16 protein-coding genes are annotated in these 17,034 nt (G+C 51.4%); 5 read left to right on the plus strand and 11 right to left on the minus strand.

The features are described from left to right. Positions 1-92: 92 nt before the first annotated feature. The 4 genes from tolB (at position 93) to ybgF (ending at position 3,403) form a co-directional block, all read left to right on the plus strand. Positions 93-1,403: a Tol-Pal system beta propeller repeat protein TolB gene (gene tolB, locus EKD02_RS06900; protein WP_223267081.1), complete on the plus strand. Its 1,311-nt coding sequence runs from the start codon at positions 93-95 to the stop codon at positions 1,401-1,403. 59 nt (positions 1,404-1,462) lie between these two features. Then, a complete protein-coding gene (pal, locus tag EKD02_RS06905) occupies positions 1,463-1,921 on the plus strand; it encodes a peptidoglycan-associated lipoprotein Pal (RefSeq protein WP_126384680.1) in 459 nt (152 codons plus the stop codon). Between the two features lie 74 nt (positions 1,922-1,995). Continuing rightward, on the plus strand, positions 1,996-2,499 hold the full coding sequence (gene pal / locus EKD02_RS06910) for a peptidoglycan-associated lipoprotein Pal (RefSeq protein ID WP_126384682.1): 504 nt from the start codon (positions 1,996-1,998) through the stop codon (positions 2,497-2,499). A 94-nt stretch (positions 2,500-2,593) separates the two neighbouring features. Further along, complete coding sequence (gene ybgF, locus EKD02_RS06915) at positions 2,594-3,403, plus strand: tol-pal system protein YbgF (protein WP_011890396.1); 810 nt, start codon at positions 2,594-2,596, stop codon at positions 3,401-3,403. Between the two features lie 10 nt (positions 3,404-3,413). Here the strand turns inward: ybgF and EKD02_RS06920 are convergent, their stop codons facing one another. From EKD02_RS06920 to EKD02_RS06950, 7 genes are all read right to left on the minus strand, one after another. Then, entirely contained in the window at positions 3,414-4,391 is a 978-nt protein-coding gene (locus EKD02_RS06920; RefSeq protein WP_126384684.1) for a DUF2914 domain-containing protein, read from the minus strand. Positions 4,392-4,625: 234 nt separating this feature from the next. Continuing rightward, positions 4,626-5,060, minus strand: a complete 435-nt coding sequence (pscD, locus tag EKD02_RS06925) for a photosystem P840 reaction center protein PscD (RefSeq protein WP_011890394.1) — start codon at positions 5,058-5,060, stop codon at positions 4,626-4,628. Positions 5,061-5,172: 112 nt separating this feature from the next. Next, complete coding sequence (gene dnaK / locus EKD02_RS06930; protein WP_011890393.1) at positions 5,173-7,080, minus strand: molecular chaperone DnaK; 1,908 nt, start codon at positions 7,078-7,080, stop codon at positions 5,173-5,175. Between the two features lie 82 nt (positions 7,081-7,162). Further along, a complete protein-coding gene (locus EKD02_RS06935; RefSeq protein ID WP_011890392.1) occupies positions 7,163-7,561 on the minus strand; it encodes an Hsp20/alpha crystallin family protein in 399 nt (132 codons plus the stop codon). A gap of 250 nt (positions 7,562-7,811) precedes the next feature. Continuing rightward, positions 7,812-8,204 (minus strand): ArsR/SmtB family transcription factor, encoded by a 393-nt coding sequence (locus EKD02_RS06940; protein WP_011890391.1) that lies wholly within the window; start codon positions 8,202-8,204, stop codon positions 7,812-7,814. Positions 8,205-8,357: 153 nt separating this feature from the next. Then, entirely contained in the window at positions 8,358-8,615 is a 258-nt protein-coding gene (locus EKD02_RS06945) for an anti-sigma factor family protein (protein ID WP_126384686.1), read from the minus strand. Between the two features lie 28 nt (positions 8,616-8,643). After that, the gene (locus EKD02_RS06950; RefSeq protein ID WP_011890389.1) at positions 8,644-9,273 is read right to left on the minus strand and encodes a sigma-70 family RNA polymerase sigma factor; all 630 of its coding nucleotides are present in this window, start codon (positions 9,271-9,273) and stop codon (positions 8,644-8,646) included. Between the two features lie 129 nt (positions 9,274-9,402). Here EKD02_RS06950 and EKD02_RS06955 point away from each other — a divergent pair, with 129 nt between their 5' ends. Next, positions 9,403-10,974, plus strand: a complete 1,572-nt coding sequence (locus EKD02_RS06955) for an FAD-dependent oxidoreductase (RefSeq protein WP_126384688.1) — start codon at positions 9,403-9,405, stop codon at positions 10,972-10,974. Here the strand turns inward: EKD02_RS06955 and EKD02_RS06960 are convergent. From EKD02_RS06960 to mfd, 4 genes are all read right to left on the minus strand, one after another. Further along, positions 10,938-12,158: an alanine dehydrogenase gene (locus tag EKD02_RS06960; RefSeq protein ID WP_011890387.1), complete on the minus strand. Its 1,221-nt coding sequence runs from the start codon at positions 12,156-12,158 to the stop codon at positions 10,938-10,940. The two genes, EKD02_RS06955 and EKD02_RS06960, sit on opposite strands and share 37 nt — an antisense overlap. Before the next feature lie 51 nt (positions 12,159-12,209). Next, entirely contained in the window at positions 12,210-12,893 is a 684-nt protein-coding gene (locus EKD02_RS06965; RefSeq protein ID WP_126341329.1) for a 2Fe-2S iron-sulfur cluster-binding protein, read from the minus strand. Positions 12,894-12,985: 92 nt separating this feature from the next. Next, entirely contained in the window at positions 12,986-13,525 is a 540-nt protein-coding gene (locus EKD02_RS06970) for a 2Fe-2S iron-sulfur cluster-binding protein (protein WP_126341330.1), read from the minus strand. Between the two features lie 100 nt (positions 13,526-13,625). Then, on the minus strand, positions 13,626-16,934 hold the full coding sequence (gene mfd / locus EKD02_RS06975; RefSeq protein ID WP_244924416.1) for a transcription-repair coupling factor: 3,309 nt from the start codon (positions 16,932-16,934) through the stop codon (positions 13,626-13,628). Positions 16,935-17,034 lie beyond the last annotated feature (100 nt).

Here is a 17,034-nt window from a genome sequence, read left to right on the forward strand (position 1 = left end):
GCTCTCGTATTATCACTATATTTCATATATATTCTGATGATGAAGAGCTGGTTTTGATTATATGAAAATCCATAATGATGCATTGTGTGGCTATGAGGTATTGCAAAGAGATTTTTTCCGGTGTTTTTCTTGTTATGGCTCTTCTCCTGTTGCCCGGGCAGGTTCAGGCAAACGGTGATGATTATATCGCCATACGAAAAGAGGGGTCGGGGAAAATAGCCCTTGTTCTCAGTAAACCGGCGGCTTCAGGAGGAAAGGAGTCTGGCTGGGCGGAGCGGTTGGATGTTGAGTCTCGTTCAGGTCTGGATTTTACCGGTCTGTTTTCCCTGATTCCGCCTCCGTTGAATGTTGCGGGGCCGAGAGGCAGCAGCAGTCAGAGCATCAATTTCGGGGCACTGAATTCGGTGGGCGCAGAATTTTATGCCGGAGGTGCAGTGGTACAGAAATCCGGAAATGTTGTTCTCTCCATGGAGGTATACGATACTCTGGGAGGTCGTCCGATTCTCAGAAAAACCTACACGGGAAAAGAGAGCGACCTTCGTTCCATTGCCCATGCGTTCTGTGCCGATCTTGTGGAGCTGCTTACAGGCCGGCCTTCCGTGTTCGGCAGCAAGGTGGTGTTTGTGTCGAACAGAAGCGGGTTCAAGGAGATATACATGTGTGATTATGACGGTCACGGCATGCGTCAGATGACAAACACCCGCTCACTGGCCCTGACGCCGGTTCTTTCGCCCGATGGCCAACACCTTGCCTATACTGACTATGCTTCCGGCCGTCCCCGTCTTTCCATTCTTGATCTGGCTGGCGGAAAACGCCGTTCAGTTGCCCGATCAGGCAACAGTATTGATCCCGGCTGGAGAAGCAATGCGGAGGTAGCTACAACGCTCTCTTTCCAGGGAGACCAGGAAATTTACCTTGTACGGCCGGATGGCTCTCTGGCCCGGCGGGTCACAAACAGCCGCGGCATTGACCTTTCTCCTTCTTTTTCTCCCGATGGAAATAAAATGGCGTTTGTTTCATCACGAACTTCAGCTCCACAGATCTTCATTCTTGATCTTCAGACCGGTCAAACAAAGCGGTTGACCTATAACGGCAGTTACAACACCCAGCCTTCATGGTCGCCACAGGGAGATAAAATTGCTTACTCGACAATGGAAAAAAACGGTGAAATAAATATATTTACCATAAATACGGATGGTTCTTCGCTACGACAGCTGACTTCGGGTTCACGGCAGAATGAGTCGCCGTCGTGGTCTCCGGGAGGGGATATGATTGTGTTTACTTCAAGCCGTCAGGGGCAGAAGAAACTTTTTGTCATGAATGCGGCCGGTGGCGGCCAGAGGCGGCTTCTGCAGCTTGAGGGTGAGCAGATGCAGCCGTCATGGTCTTTGAGGCTCAAGTAAGAGGGTGTGATGTGCCAGTGCGGTTTTTTGCAGTGCTAACCATAAGAAAAGGGGGAAAAATGAAACGATCAATGTTTTTGCTGAAAGGGCTCTGTGTGCCCGCAATGCTGGTTCTCGGAGCGTGCGGATGCAGGACTGATGTTGTTGCGCCCGAGCCGGTACAGCCCGCTCCAGCTCCGGCTGCTGCGCCAGCTTTGGGTGATGTGTTTTATGACTTTGACCAGGCATCGATCCGCATGGATGCAGCTGAACAGCTGAGCCAGAATGCGGCATGGATGCAGGAAAAAAGCTCAAAACGCGTTGTGATTGAGGGCCATTGCGATGAGCGGGGCACCAGTGAGTACAATATGGCGCTTGGCGAACGCAGGGCGAGCATGGCCAAGGAGTATATGGTCAATCTTGGTGTTGAGCCCGAGCGCATGACAACCGTGAGCTATGGTGAAGAACGGCCGTTTGCTGCCGGAAGCAACGAAGAGGCATGGGCGTTGAACAGGCGTGCTCATTTTGTTGAAGAATAGTTTTGCAGTACCCGCAGGGGTGGCATTGATGCCGTCCCTGTGTATTCATATCAATCAATAAACCGGACGATCCCATGAAACACACTATGAAAGGACTTTTAGCCCTCCTGCTGATGATTACTGCCGGATGCTCTTCGAAGAGCGCAGTGGCTCCAACCGACACTGCAGATACCTACACTCCTCCTGCAGCACCTCCCGCCGCAGTTGTCAGTACTCCAAGCGGATATGGTTTTGACGAGTATCAGACAGGGCCTCTCGGAGATGTGTTTTACGAATTTGACAGCTCTGAACTCAGCGCGGATGCAGAGGATCAGCTGAAGCAGAACGCTGCATGGATGGGCGCCAATGCTGCTGCGGCCACTCTTGTTGAGGGCCACTGCGATGAGCGCGGCACCTCAGAGTACAATATTGCTCTTGGTGAGCGCCGTGCCGGCAATGCAAAAGAGTACATGGTCCGCCTCGGTGTTCCTGCTGCAAGCATTGAGACCATGAGCTATGGCGAAGAAAAGCCTTTTGCTCCCGGACATGATGAGTCGGCATGGTCGAAGAACCGTCGTGCCCACTTTGTTCTGAAGTAACCGAAGACCCTATTCAAACGACCTGACTGTTCTTTCTTGTTTGCCGCCGGCCGCTTACGCTGGCGGCAAAGGGGGAGCAGAGAGGCCAAAGCTGATGATACCAATGACTGTCAAGACCAGATTTCTCGTTACCATTCCGATGATACTGCTTTCGGCCTGTGCGTCTCAAAAAGATATTGTTGTCGTTAAAGATGATCTGCAGCAGCTTAAAAACCAGTCGGAAACCATTCGAAGCCAGTCGGCAGGTTCGTATTCCGATCTTCAGAAGATGCGTGACCAGATGGGCGCACTGAAGGGTAAGCTTGGTGAAATTGAGTATCGCAACCACCAGCAGATGAGCCGCCTTGCAATGGAGGACTCTCTTCTGGTGCACAAAGCAGATGAGCTTGAAACACGGTTGCAGAATATTGAACGGTACCTGGGGATTTCTGTACCCAAGCAGCCGGTTGCCTTACCTGCGCCAGAGCCAAAGGCTGTTGCTGATTCTTCTGCAACACCTGCGGCTGCTGCAGAACCCTCGCTTTCCGCTCCTCCGGCAGCAGGAGGGTCAACGCTTTTCAATGAAGGTGCTCAGCTGTTCAGCAACGGTAGATATGCTCCTGCAAGGGAAAAATTCAGTGTGCTTCTTAAGGAGTCGCCTCAGTCGGAACTTGCAGACGATGCCCAGTTTTTCATAGCTGAAAGCTGGTTCGCTGAAAAGGTTTACGACAAGGCTATTCTTGATTATCAGGTGGTGATTGCCAAATATACCAAAAGCAATAAACGGCCGGCAGCCCTGTTCAAACAGGCGCGAGCTTTTGAGTTGCTGGGTGATGGAGCCAATGCCAAAACCCGGTACCGTGATCTTGTTAATGTGTATCCGAAATCTCCCGAAGCCGACCTTGCACGCAAGAAAATGAACTGACGGTTGATCTCTATTGTCCCTCTTCCGGCGGTATTGTAACGGCAATGCTGTCGGAATGGATTTCAACTCCCTCTCCCTGTACGACCCGTACTCTCCATTTCCCCTCTTGTCTGTTGCCTGTCGATTTCCTTGACCAGCATCTCCACCGATTGCCCGTCGGCGTGCCGACGGATATTCTGTCGACCGGTTTGCCGTTGAGCTCCCACTCATGCCATATCGGCTCACCCGAGGGCATGGTGATGTCGCTGAAGTAGTAAATGGAACCGGTGGCGGGAGTGAGGATGTCAATCTCTTTGCCGGGCTCCATGGCAGCTCTGTCAATTGACAGGGTGAAGCATCCCTTCTGTACCGTTGTTTCGTTGGAGTGTTCCTGTTCACTCTTGCTGAGAGAAGCTGCCTGTTCTTCGTCTTCTGCCGCTACAGCGGTTTTTTCAGGTTCAGCAGGAGCGGGGGAGATGGTCTCTTTCGCTTCGGCAGCGGCCTGAGTGGAGGGCGGCGGTGGAGCAGTAGGTGAAGTATATGCGGCTGGCAGTTCCGATACATCGGGCAGGGATGCCTCCATCGGGGGAGGTTGCTGAATGGGCCGGCCGAAAATCATCCAGAGAGCTGCAGCCGCAATGACGATGATTGCCGTTATGGATGCATAGAGGTTCCTGTTTTTGTTTTCAGTCCGATCCGCTGATTTCTGTGATTGAGCGGTGCGTTTTCGGGGAGATTTCGGTGCCGGAATGTCGGCCGACTCTTTCAGCTGCTTGAAGAGGGTTTCGTCATAAATGCCGAGCGCAAGAGCATATTTCCTGAGCAGTGCAATAACATATGGCGGCGGGAGGAATGTAAGATTGCCGGATTCAAGCTTTTCGAGCTGTTCCCGGTCAATCCCTGATTTCAGAGCAGCAGTTTCTTCAGTCAGTCCCTTTTCCTGTCGTGTTTTTTTTATGTTTTCCAGTAAGATGCGGCCGATTTCAGTGAAATCCGTGAGGTTTTCCATTGCTCTTGCAGTTCAGGTATTCGTAAGTTTTTCTGAATGTATTCATTACGGCTGTTCATCAACTGCCGCTTGCTTTCGTATTCTAATAAACCACATTTTTCTGAAGGAACACAGCGCAGAGTGTCTGGACGGGCCTGGCGGCTTCTCGTTGGATGGCGTTTTCTGCCATAATACAGAAAGCCATCGTTGAAACGATGGCTTTCTGTGGATTTCTGAACTGCTTCAACTGGAGTCCTACTTGAAGAACTCGTTGAGTGTATAGGTTTTTCTGTCTATCTCCACTGAGAGCTGACGGGTCATGGAGCTGTAGAAAACGGGAATGTCGCGCATGGTCCACTTGACTCCGCGGTTGTCAAAATCAATGACATAGCGGTTCTCGTTGTCAAGTACCTTCTGTTCAAGATTAATGGCTATGTCGGGCTGCGTTGTCAGCACTGTGAGCTCAATTTCCCCTCTCATGACCTTGTTGATCATCTCCTCTGTGGGCTGCAGTTTCCTGCGTCCGGCCGCGGGGCATATCTGGAGCTGCAGTTTGTTGTATTGATCCCTTTTCGCGGAAGTGATGAAATATTTTTCCGCTTTGTGGACAGCATTTCCCGACCATGGACCCGATGTGCTGGTCCTGACCTGGTTCTCTGCTGTGAATGGCCGGCTGAGCTGCTGTTGCATTGCTGTTCACGGTTAGGATTGAGAAGATGATTTAAATTACTAAAACGGTCGTAAATAACAAAGGGATTCACGAGGAACCCCTTTGTCTGCTTACGATGGTGCTATTGGCGGCTTATTTTTTATCGTCGCCGTCAATAACTTCGTACTCGGCATTTTCAACTGAGCCGTCATCGCCCTTTTTCTCGCCTTCAGGTGCGCTGCCGCCTTCGGGGTTGCCCTGCGGCTCTTCTTTGTAAAGGTCTGCGGCTACTTCGCTCCACACTTTGCTGAGCTCTTCCATTCCGGACTGGATGGTTTCAGTTGTGCCATTTTTATGGGCATCCTTGAGCTTTTCAAGTGCGCCGTCGATAGCAGGCCTTTTGTCAGCGGGAATTTTGTCGCCAAGTTCTTCCAGCTGTTTCTCGGTGCTGAAGATAAGAGCGTCAGCGGAGTTCTTGATGTCAATCTCCTCTTTGAGTTTCTTGTCCTCTTCTGCGTGAGCTTTTGCGTCCTCCTTCATTTTTTCGATTTCAGCATCGGTCAGTTTGCTTGACGCCTCAATTTTGATGCTCTGCTCCTTTCCGGTAGCCTTGTCTTTTGCCGATACATGAAGAATGCCGTTGGAGTCAATGTCGAACGCAACTTCAATTTGAGGCAGTCCTCTGGGTGCGGGAGGAATATCGCCAAGGTGGAAGCGTCCGAGTGTTTTATTGTCGGTTGCCATTGAGCGTTCCCCCTGTAGTACATGCACTTCAACCGAGGTCTGATTGTCGCCGGCTGTAGAAAACACTTCCTGCTTCTTTGTGGGAATGGTTGTGTTTGCATCAATCAGCTTGGTCATGACGCCGCCAAGGGTCTCAATGCCCAGTGAAAGCGGGGTAACATCAAGCAGGAGCACATCGGTGACATCTCCTTTGAGTACGCCGCCCTGAATTGCTGCTCCAACTGCCACAACCTCATCGGGGTTGACGCTTTTGTTGGGCTCTTTGCCGAAAAAGTCCTTGACCAGAGCCTGTACTTTAGGTATGCGGGTTGACCCACCGACAAGAACAATCTCGTCGATCTCTTTCATCGGAACCTTCGAGTTTTTGACTGCGCGCTGGCAGGGCTCAAGAATTTTTGCGAAGAGGTCTGCACAGATGCCTTCAAATTTTGCGCGTGTCAGGTTGATGACCAGATGTTTCGGCCCTTCCTGTGTTGCGGTAATGAAGGGCAGGTTGATTTCAGTATCGGTTCTTGATGACAGTTCGATTTTTGCTTTTTCACCGGCTTCTTTCAGACGCTGCAGGGCAATGGGGTCATTGCGAAGGTCGATGCCTTCCTGCTTTTTGAATTCGTCTGCAAGAAAGTCAATGATTTTCTGGTCAAAGTCGTCACCGCCGAGATGGGTGTCGCCATCTGTTGATTTTACCTCGAAGACACCGTCGCCCAGTTCAAGGATTGAAATGTCGAATGTTCCGCCGCCAAGGTCAAATACGGCAACCTTTTCGCTTGAGGTTTTTTTGTCGAGACCGTAGGCAAGTGCTGCGGCTGTCGGTTCGTTGATGATGCGTTTGACTTCAAGTCCTGCAATGCGTCCCGCATCCTTTGTTGCCTGGCGCTGTGCATCGTTGAAGTATGCCGGAACGGTAATGACGGCTTCGGTTACTTTCTCGCCAAGAAAATCTTCGGCAGTCTGCTTCATTTTCTGCAGAATCATTGCCGAAATTTCCTGAGGGGAGTAGGTTTTGTCGTTGATTTTTACCCTGGCTTCACCGCCTTCGTTGACAACCGCATAAGGGGCAATCTTTTTCTCGTTGGGCACCTCGTCAAACTTGCGGCCTACAAATCGCTTGATTGAGAAAATGGTGTTTGTCGGATTGGTGATTGCCTGGCGTTTTGCGGCCTGTCCCACCAGCCGGTCGCCGTTTTTGGTGAATGCCACCATTGAAGGGGTTGTGCGGTTTCCTTCCGAGTTCTCTATGACAGTCGGCTGTGTACCCTGCATGACCGCTACGCATGAGTTTGTGGTGCCGAGGTCAATGCCGATAATCTTTCCCATTGTGTTGTTTTCCTTTTCTTGATATGTGATAAAATAAATCCTGCCCTCCCAGAAAAGAGGAGGGCAGTGTCTGAAATCAGGTCTAGTTGATGGCTATCTCTTTGGTTTTTCTGACCGGCTCCGCCTTGGTCAGCGTCACATGGAGAACTCCATTGCTGAAGTCTGCAGCAATGTTGTCTCTGTCAATCATCTCACCAAGATTAAAGCTTCTCGAAAAGCCGCCATAGGTTCTTTCTACCCTGTGGTAGTCCTTGCTGTTCTCTTCCGTCTCTTTTTTTCTTTCTGCCTTGATGGTCAGAACATCGTCTTCTATGTTCAGGGCTATATTCTCTTTGTCAATTCCCGGCAGTTCCGCATCAAGGTGGAATGCCCGCGCATCTTCAGAAATATCAACCTTGAATGCAGGCGCAGCATTCATCTGGTTTCCTGACCATATATCATCAAAAATTTTCAGGGGATCTTTTGCCAATTGTACCAGCATCGTTTTCTCCTTTTTCAGTTTACGCTTCCAATCTTTATTGTGACTTTCCATCGTGATTCGTGATAGTTGTCACACTTATATTCTGCAACAAGCGTGCCAAAGCGGAAACGGTGGGTCTGTCCGCCGGAATCGCGACATTTTGTCACCTTTGCTGACATTTCTGTCATTGGGTTGGTGATGCTGTGGCGATTCTGTCAGTCGTCAGGAGAGTGTCAGGGAAGTGATGCTTCTGGCGGGGCGGGGGGAAATTTCAGCTTGAGGAGAGGTCGCTGTTTACTTTCTGTACCCAGCTGAGCCGATCCTGAAGATTTTCAACGACGCTTTTTGAAATGAGGTAGCATGCATAAATGATGCTGTCGTCAGCAATGCTGTAGTAACATTTCAGCCCCTCTTTTCTTCTGTTGACAATGCCGTTGTCGTGCATGAGGGCAAGGTGCTTGGAGATGTTTGCCTGGCTTGCCTGTACGGCATTGACAATTTCCTGTACCGTCCGTTCCTGTTCGCAGAGGACGCGGAGAATCTTCAGGCGCATGGGTTCGCTCAAAAGCTTGAAGCGGCTGGATACAGCTTCAAGCATTTCATCAGGCATGTTGAGATTCCACTTCTTGACCTCTTCTTCTGCTATGATAACCGTTTTACCCATGTCAACCTTTTTGTTTCACCCTCATTGCCACTTGTGGAGATGAGTCCATTGTTTAGCTTATATAGCTATAAATTCATACAATTCAAACCCCAAATACCTGCCGCGGAATCAGCTGTTCCTTGCTTGGGTATCTGGAAGTGCCCTTGAAGGGATTCAGTCTATCATCGGTGAGTCTGAGGGCTCTTTCGTGCCGGACAGGGAGAGTTCCATGATGGAGTTGATCAGAGACTGGGGGGCTTTGAAGCGGACAATCTTTTCCTGTATGATCTGTTTTGTTTTTTTAGCCTCTTCAAATTCCGCCGTGCACGCCGGGCATTCCTGCAGATGCAGCGTAAACGCCTGATTTTCACGGTTGGTCAGCTCGCCATCAACAGCGGCACTCATAAGTTCGCGGGCTTTATCGCACTTCATAAACTAAAAAGATTTGTTCGTCGTCCTGTTACCGGTCTTTTTCGGTATTGAATCCGAATTTCTTTGCATACTCTTCCAGCTGCACCCGTAGCAGCTTCCGTCCGCGGTACAGCCTTGAACGAACAGTTCCTATAGGGCTTTCAACCATATTGGCAATCTCTTCATAGGTAAACCCTTCAATGTCACAAAGCTGAATGACCTCTCTGAACTCTTCTGGAAGGGACTGCATGGCCATATACACCTCTTCATGCAACAGTGAATGAAAGTAATCAGTTTCAGTTTCAGTGCTGTCGCGTCTTGTGTCCTTTATGGTATGATAAAAGTCCTTGATGAGGTCGTAATCAACCTTGCCTGGTTCTCTGGCGTTTTTTCTGTACCGATTGATATAATTGTTCTTCAGGATTTTGAACAGCCATGCCTTGCAGTTTGTTCCCTTTTCAAATGAGCCGAAGAATTTATAGGCTTTCAGATAGGTCTCCTGAACCAGGTCGTTGGCGTCGTGCGGGTTAAGGGTCAGATGCAGGGCGTAATTATAGAGGGCGTTGATGTGGACTATCGCTTCGTCCTGAAATTCTCGCTGTTTCAGCTGCTCTTCAGTTGAGAGTGGGTTTTTTTTTGTGTCAGGGGAGCTTTTGCGAATCGGATCGGGTCTGCTCATGAGATTTGGTGCGTCGTGGTTCAGATGTAGGTTCGGTCGTCATGCGGAACAGCTTCATTATAAAATAAGGAATTAAATGGTTTTATTCTTATTCATGAGTTTCAATACAATGCTAAAAACAGTAGTGCAATGCCCATTCAGGATGAATTGCTTGATGTTCTTGTTGTCGGGTCTGGAATCGGTGGACTGACTACAGCCGCTCTTCTGCAGCAGCAGGGGTTTCGAGTCGCTGTTTTTGAGAAGAATCGGTTTCCGGGGGGGAGTTGTTCGTCATTCAGCCGTTCGGGATATACCTTTGATGCCGGAGCATCTGTCTTTTACGGGTTTGCCGGGGATGGGCAAAGCGGCACCCTGAACCTTCATGAAAAGATTTTCAGGAAACTCGGGGTCACTGTTCCAACGGTGCCTGATCCTGTGCAGATACACTATCATCTTCCCGGAGGGTTCAGTCTTGCGGCATGTTATGACCGCACTCTGTTTCTTGAACGCCTTCAGGCGGCTTTTCCCCATGAACGGGAGGGAATCCTGAAATTTTATGCCGAGCTTGAAGATGTGTATGACATTCTCAGCTCACTGCCTGCCGGTTCACTTGAGGATATCCGCCATCTGCTGAGGGTGGGCGGTTCTTTTCCACTGAAAACGGCAGCGCTTGCCGTGAAAACATTTCAGTCTATGGGAAAGAGGGCCCGTCAGCATATCAGTGATCCTGCGCTTCTCCATTTTATTGACATCGAGGCCTATTCATGGGCGCTGCAGGACGCGGTTTCAACCCCTCTTGTCAATGCCGGGATTTGTCTTGCCGACCGTCATCACGGTGGAATCAATTATCCTCTCGGGGGATCGGGTTCTATTGCCAGAGGTCTTGTTGAGGGGTTTCAGGCGTGCGGAGGAGAAATGCGGTATGGGACGGAGGTTTCTGAAATACTGGTAGACAAGGGTTCGGCAATGGGCGTGAGGCTGGCTGATGGTTCGGTTGTTCGTGCCCGGGCGGTTGTAAGCAATGCGACTGTCTGGGATACTTTCAACCGTCTCGTTGATGACAACCGTTACCGGATTCCAATGGATCGGTTCATTGAGGCGCCAAGTTGGTTCCAGCTCTATCTCGGTGTTGAGGGTTCTGTTGTTCCGGAGGGGATGGATGTGCACCATGTCCTTGTTGATGACTGGAGCAGGTTCAGTGATTCGGGCGGAACCCTTTACTGTTCGGTGCCTTCTCTGCTTGACCCATCGCTTGCCCCTTCCGGCCGGCACTGCGTGCATGCGTTTGTGACCGACAGGGCTGATGAGTGGGCCGGGTTGGAGCCGGGCAGCGCTGAGTACAGGGCCAGGAAGGATGAGCGTACCCGTGAACTGCTGGAGCGCCTTGAGTCTCTGATGCCGGGGATTTCCGCGGGGTGTGAGCTGACGATTTCAGCCACTCCTCTTACCCACCAGCGCTATTTGAACCGGCATAATGGTTCCTATGGCCCTCTTCTGAGGCCCGGTCAGAATATTCTCTTGAAGCCGCAGAATACAACACCGGTCAAGAACCTGTTTGCGACCGGAGACAGTACTTTCCCCGGTCAGGGGGTTATTGCGGTTACCTATTCGGGCGTCTCCTGCGCATCCTTCATTGCGGCAAAATTCGGCAGGCCGATGGAGCCTCTGGGCTCAGCCCCGGAAGGTCAGGATGCAGCCAGCAGCATGTCAATTTCGCGGTAGGGGCAGTCGGTTATTTCCGAAAGAATTTTTTTTGTGACATAGCCCCGGTAGACATAGGTTCCTTTTCTGAGGCTGTGGCTTTTCCAGAGCATCTCCTGAATGGTTTCGTGTGCGTTGATTTTCAGGAGAAAGGGGAGAAGCGTATTGGTCAGTGCGAACGATGCGGTTTTGGCAACGGCCGAAGGGATGTTGGGTACGCAGTAGTGGGTGACCCCGTGGGTGACATAAATTGGGTTGGTGTGCGATGTCCTGCGGCTGGTGGCGAAACAAGCCCCCTGGTCTATCGACACATCGATAATGACCGAGCCGGGCTTCATGGTTCTGACAACCTGTTCAGTTACAAGCGGTTTGTTGATTTTCTGTTTCGGACTCAGCGCCCCTATCATGACATCCGATGTTTTGGCGATTTCGGCAATGTAATGGTCGTTTGCTATCGCCGTTACCAGATGGCGGTTGAAGAATGCTTCGAACCGGCGGAGCCTGTTGATTTCCCTGTCGATGACTGTAACCTGTGCGCCAAGTCCCAGCGCGTCCTGTGCGGCAAAGAGCCCTACGGTTCCTGCCCCGATGATGGTGACATGGGCCGGTGGAACTCCGGCTATTCCTCCCAGGAGAATGCCGCTCCCTCCGTATCCTGTTTCAAGGTATTTTGCGGCGGTCTGAATGGCCAGTGAACCGGCTATTTCGCTGAGGGTTCTGACGATTGGCAGTTCGCCGTCACGGGTTTCAATGAACTCGAAGCCAAGCGCCGTGATGTTTTTTTCGAGCAGCGTTTTCAGAAGGCTGGCGCTGAGTGATGCAAGATGCAGGGCTGAGAGAAGAATCTGTCCGGGTTTGAACAGCTGGTGTTCTTCGGGTTGAGGAGGAGAAACCTTGACAATGATGCTTGACTGACTGAAGAGCTCTTCGGGGGATTCAGCAATGGCAGCGCCAGCTTCGGCATAGTCGGTATCGGAGAAATTGCAGAACCTTCCGGCAGCGGTTTCCACCACAACCTTTATGCCGTTTTCAACGAGAATCTGCACCCCGGCAGGTGAAAGAGCTACCCGTCTTTCGTCCTGAGCACGCTCCTTGGGAATGCCCAGGACTATATTGAGGTTTTTCCCTGGCTTGATAAGCCACCGTTCAAGCGTTTTGGCTCCGAGCTCAAACTCCAGACTGTCTATATCCGACGCATACCCCATCAGCAGCCCCTTCTCTTTTGTCCCTTTCCCTTCATCGGGAAAAGGGTCCTGTTACCTGGATGTAATGGTGACATTCTGTCTGCTCTCGGGTTCTTGAGGTCTGTGGAGGGTGCATTGTGTTCCCGGCAGATGAAGAGCGCCGCCTGAAATGCTGCAGAGCGCACCCGATGCCCCGCCATAGACTGTTTTTGCTCCTTCGGTTACCATGGAAACCGGGTACTGAAGGAATGAGAAGGCTTCCATGAAGTTTGAGGCGGCCAGCTGTGATGCGTCTCCTATTCCGCTGCCGATTTTTGAGAGGGCCTCTCCCGGGTTGATTCTTCCGTCCCGTACTCTTTCAACGACGCTGCCTGCTCCTTCCGGGAGTTTTTTGAGAACATTGTATCCAATGGTCTGGGCGTAAGTGATGAAGCCGGGTACATTCAGGCCGAGAACAATCCTTTTGAGGTTTTCTGTTCGCGAAAGCAGTCTGATGGTGCCTTTTTCTCCGGTGACCCGGGTTCGGCAGGCAAGCCGTCCACCCGCCTCGAACAGTCTGTCGGAAATGAAGGCTTTTTCATCGCTTCCCGGTTTGGAAAGATGCTCCATTCCTTCCGATACTGTCACAAAACAGCTTTGGCATATGCCGTTTCCACCGCAGATGTATCCGATATGGCATTTGTTGCGGCGTGCCACCTCAAGGAGTATGTCGCCTTTTTGAGCTTCGCACGCTTTGTCGTTGATGTAGATGATCATGGTTGTCTCCGGATGTCATTATGTAAATGTCGGATCGCTTGCTTTCGTATCACTGCTCCTATGAATATAGATAAAATTGCATTGTCCGCGTCTTACTGTTGAGCCTCTGATTTCTTCTCTTCAGGGCTTTCCTCCGGTCCGGGGAGTAGGAGCTGGAATACTGATGCAACCACCTCCGTGAGCGCTTCTGTCATATCCCTGCCGAGTTCCTCGAGATTGAGTTTTCCTTCAAAGATTCTGCCTATCTGCATGGCTATGGTCCGGGGCAGCATGACTGCCGCTTCCCAGCCCATGATGCCCATGTAGAGAGGAAGCTGCAGTGGCGTGGTTTGTGTCATCTGTTTGACCTCTTCAATTGCTGAAACCATTGCTATGGTTCCGGGTTTTTCAATGGTTGCCTGACATGCAAGCCGGGTGCCTGCCTGAATGAGGTTGGGTGAAAGAATCTCCAGCTCAATCTCATTAAGGGGGCTGAGAAGTTCGGCCCCTTCGGTTATTCTGGAATAACAGGTCTGACAGAGTGCGTTTCCGCCGCAGAAGTAGCCAATATGTGCATGGTTCCGGCGTGCAATGTCAAGAAGCCTGTCGCCCTCGTTGGCGTTGTATTCTATAGAATTTATTGTGACCTTCATCGTTTTATGGTTTTGTGTTCATGCAGTTGTTTTTTCTCATATCCGTGTAACCGCCGACGGGGGGTAAATAGTTGCCGGATAGATGTGCATGAACACAAAATCAAAGAGCTTCGGCCTGCTCTTCCTTTGCGGAATCTGCAAGCTGATGAAGAAGGTTGGTGTAGTGCTCAATGAGCGCTGAGGGGGAAGAGGATGCGTCGGATTTGGGGTGGTGAAGGGTGAGTTTCATTTTTTTATCAAAGCTGAACCCGGGGTTGTATGGCTGCATTTCAGGCTGCTGTACTGCGGTGAACAGGTGCTGCAGGAATTCCCGGTTCAGGGGTTCCCCGCTTTCTTCTCCCGGCAGGACGAAGGTGATGGTTTTTGCCTGCAGTTCTATTTTTTCAATGCCGAGCGGTGAGGCGGTTATTTTCAGTTTTGCGAGCAGCAGCAGGTGTTCTACCTCTTCGGGAAGTGGGCCGAACCGGTCTCTGAGCTCTTTGTGGAGGGTGTCGAGGTTCTCTGCCTTGCGTGCTTTCGATATTTTTTCATAGAAGCCGAACCGCTCATGGGTTGCTGTAATGAAGTGTTCGGGGATGAGGGCATCACAGAAGAAAACAAGGTCACAGGTGCCGGTAGGGGCTGGAGGTTTGGCGTCACCGGAAAACAGGTGGCTGAACTCTGTTGATTTCAGACCGGCAACTGTTTCTTCAAGCATTTTCTGGTAGAGGTCGAATCCGAGCTCATGAATGTAGCCGGACTGTTCTGCTCCTAAAAGGTTGCCTGCGCCACGGATGTCGAGGTCGCGAAGCGCTATGCTGAAGCCTGAGCCGAGTTCGGTGAAGCTTTCTATGACTGCAAGGCGCTGGACTGCTTCCCGCTTGAGGGTGTGAAGGGGTGGGGTGATGAGGTAGCAGTATGCCTTTCTCTCGCTTCTTCCTACCCGCCCGCGAAGCTGATAAAGGTCCGACAGGCCGAACATGTCGGCGCGGTTGATGATGATGGTGTTGGCGTTTGATATGTCGAGCCCTGAGCCGATGATGGTGGTTGAAATCAGAACATCGACCTCTTTCTGCATGACATCCATCATTATTTTTTCAAGTTCGCGCGCGGGCATCTGCCCATGGGCGTAGACAATGCGTGCTGAAGGTACCAGCTCTCTGATGGTTCGCTGCATCTCCTCAAGGCCGGCAACCCGGTTGTGGAGGAAAAAAACCTGCCCGTCACGGTTGATTTCCCTGCGGATAGCGGTTTCAATAAGCTCTGCGTCGTAGTCGGTGATGAGGGTTTCGACAGGCTGACGGTTTTTTGGAGGTGTGGAGACAATGGAAAGGTCGCGGGCGCCGAGCATCGAGAACTGGAGGGTTCTGGGAATGGGTGTGGCCGACATGGTGAGGGTGTCGACTCCGGGGAACTGTTCGCGCAGCTTCTCCTTGACTTCAACCCCGAAGTGCTGCTCTTCGTCAATGACGAGAAGGCCGAGGTCATTGAAGTGCACATCTTTTGAGACGAGCCGGTGGGTGCCGATGACAATATCCACCGTTCCGGCCGCAATTTTTTTAAGGGTTTCTTTTTGCTCCGCCCTTGGCACAAACCGGCTCAGTACTGCTATGGTGATGGGGAAGTTTTCAAACCTTCGGGCAAAGGTTTCGGCATGCTGGTGGGCAAGAATGGTTGTGGGGGTGAGAATTGCCGCCTGTTTTTTTGATTCCACCGCCTTGAAGGCTGCCCGCATGGCAATTTCCGTTTTCCCGAACCCGGCGTCGCCGCAGATGAGCCGATCCATCGGGTGGGGTGCCTGCATGTCTTTTTTCAGCTCTTCAATCGCCTTGTGCTGGTCGGGGGTCTCATCAAAAATGAAGGAAGCCTCGAATTCACGCATGAAAATGGAGTCGGGGCCGAAAGCAAATCCCGGCTGCATTTTTCTCTGGGCGTAGAGCTTTATGAGGTTGATGGCTATGTCGCGCAGTTTGTTGCGGACTTTCTCTTTCCGTGCCGCCCATTTTGAGCTGCCGAGCTTGGAGAGCACCGGTGTGGAGCTTTCTGAAGCGGCATACTTTGAGAGGAGGTTGATGTTCTGGACATTGACAAAAAGCTGGTCGCCGCCCTCATATTCCACCAGTACACACTCCTGTTCGGAGTTTCCTGCAGTTATGGTTTCAAGTGCCTTGAAGCGGCCTATGCCGTAGTCTTCATGTACCACGAAGTCGCCGACTTTGAGCTTCTGCAGGTCTCCCAGGGAAATGCCCCTGATTTTGCGTTTCCGGCTGCTTCTGTGGGAGTGGAGTTTTCCGAAGATGTCGGATTCGGTATAGAGGTCGAGCGGTCCGAAGCTGAACCCGCTGTGGAGGTTGAGGGGAACCCAGATCGGTTCGGCTGCACTTCCTTTGCCGGTTTCAGCCATCTCTTCGGCAAGAAAGTCATTCAGCTCCCTGATTTCCCGCTGAGACGAGGCAGCAAAGACTGGAGTGCCCGCAGTTGCTGCTTTCTGGTGCAGCAGGGTGGCGAAGAGGCGGAAATTCGCGTTGATTTTCTGCTGGCTGGCTGCATGAAAATCAATGGCTTCTCCTGAGGCGGCGCCGCGGCGAACAGTGGTGAACTCTTTAAGCGCCCCGGCAAGTTCCTCGTGGTTTTCCATTGCAAGAAATTCCGTATGGTCGTCAATGAGAATGATGGCCGAGGGGGGCAGATAGTCAAGAATTGTTGCTGTTTCGGCTGCGTCTGTTTCGCCGGGTGTGAATGCGGCAGTGATGGTGGCGGATGAAAGGGTTTTGCCTGAGAGCTGGCTGTTGATGTCGAACTGGCGCAGAGAGGTGATTGTGTCGCCAAAAAACTCAACCCTCAGCGGCTCGGATGCTCCGAAGGAAAATATATCCATGATTGCGCCGCGCAGTGAAAACTCGCCTTCATTCTCAACAAAGTCTCTCTGCTCGAAACTGTTCGCTGTAAGGAACTGCCTGATACGCTCATATCCGCACTCCATGTCAACAGCAATGGGGAACATGCGGTTTTCTGATTCGGGTGGGCTGCAGAGTGGCGCCAGGAGTTCGCTCTGCAGCGACAGGATGAGGGGGCGGCTTTTTTTCCGGAGGGCCTCAATGGCAGCCGGGAGTTCATCGGATGTATTGAAGGTTGCGTTGCCTGAAACAAGTGAGGGCAGGTCGTGAAGATAGAGCTCAAAGCTGCTCTGCGCCGCCAGTATCACAACAACTTCATCGGTGGCTGCATGAATGGCAGCTGAGAGGAGTGGCGCAAGCGAGCCGTGGATGCCGGCAATATCTATTGCTTTCTGTCGGGGAGAGGCAGGGGTCTTGAGTGCTGAAAGAAGTTTCCTGAAGGGCTCTGACTGACGGAGGGTTTCAATAAGGAATCCCGCATTCTTTCTTTTCAGCGGGGCACTGTGAAGGTCCGTATCCGATATTGTTTTCATAAGAGGGCGGTAAACTATATTTTCATGCATGCATCCGCGGCCAGTCAGAGACTGCCGGCAGTGTGGCGCGAAACCTGCACCAGTGGAATAAGTCCCTTAC

This window comes from Chlorobium phaeovibrioides (assembly GCF_003968655.1).
Lineage (GTDB): Bacteria > Bacteroidota > Chlorobiia > Chlorobiales > Chlorobiaceae > Chlorobium > Chlorobium phaeovibrioides.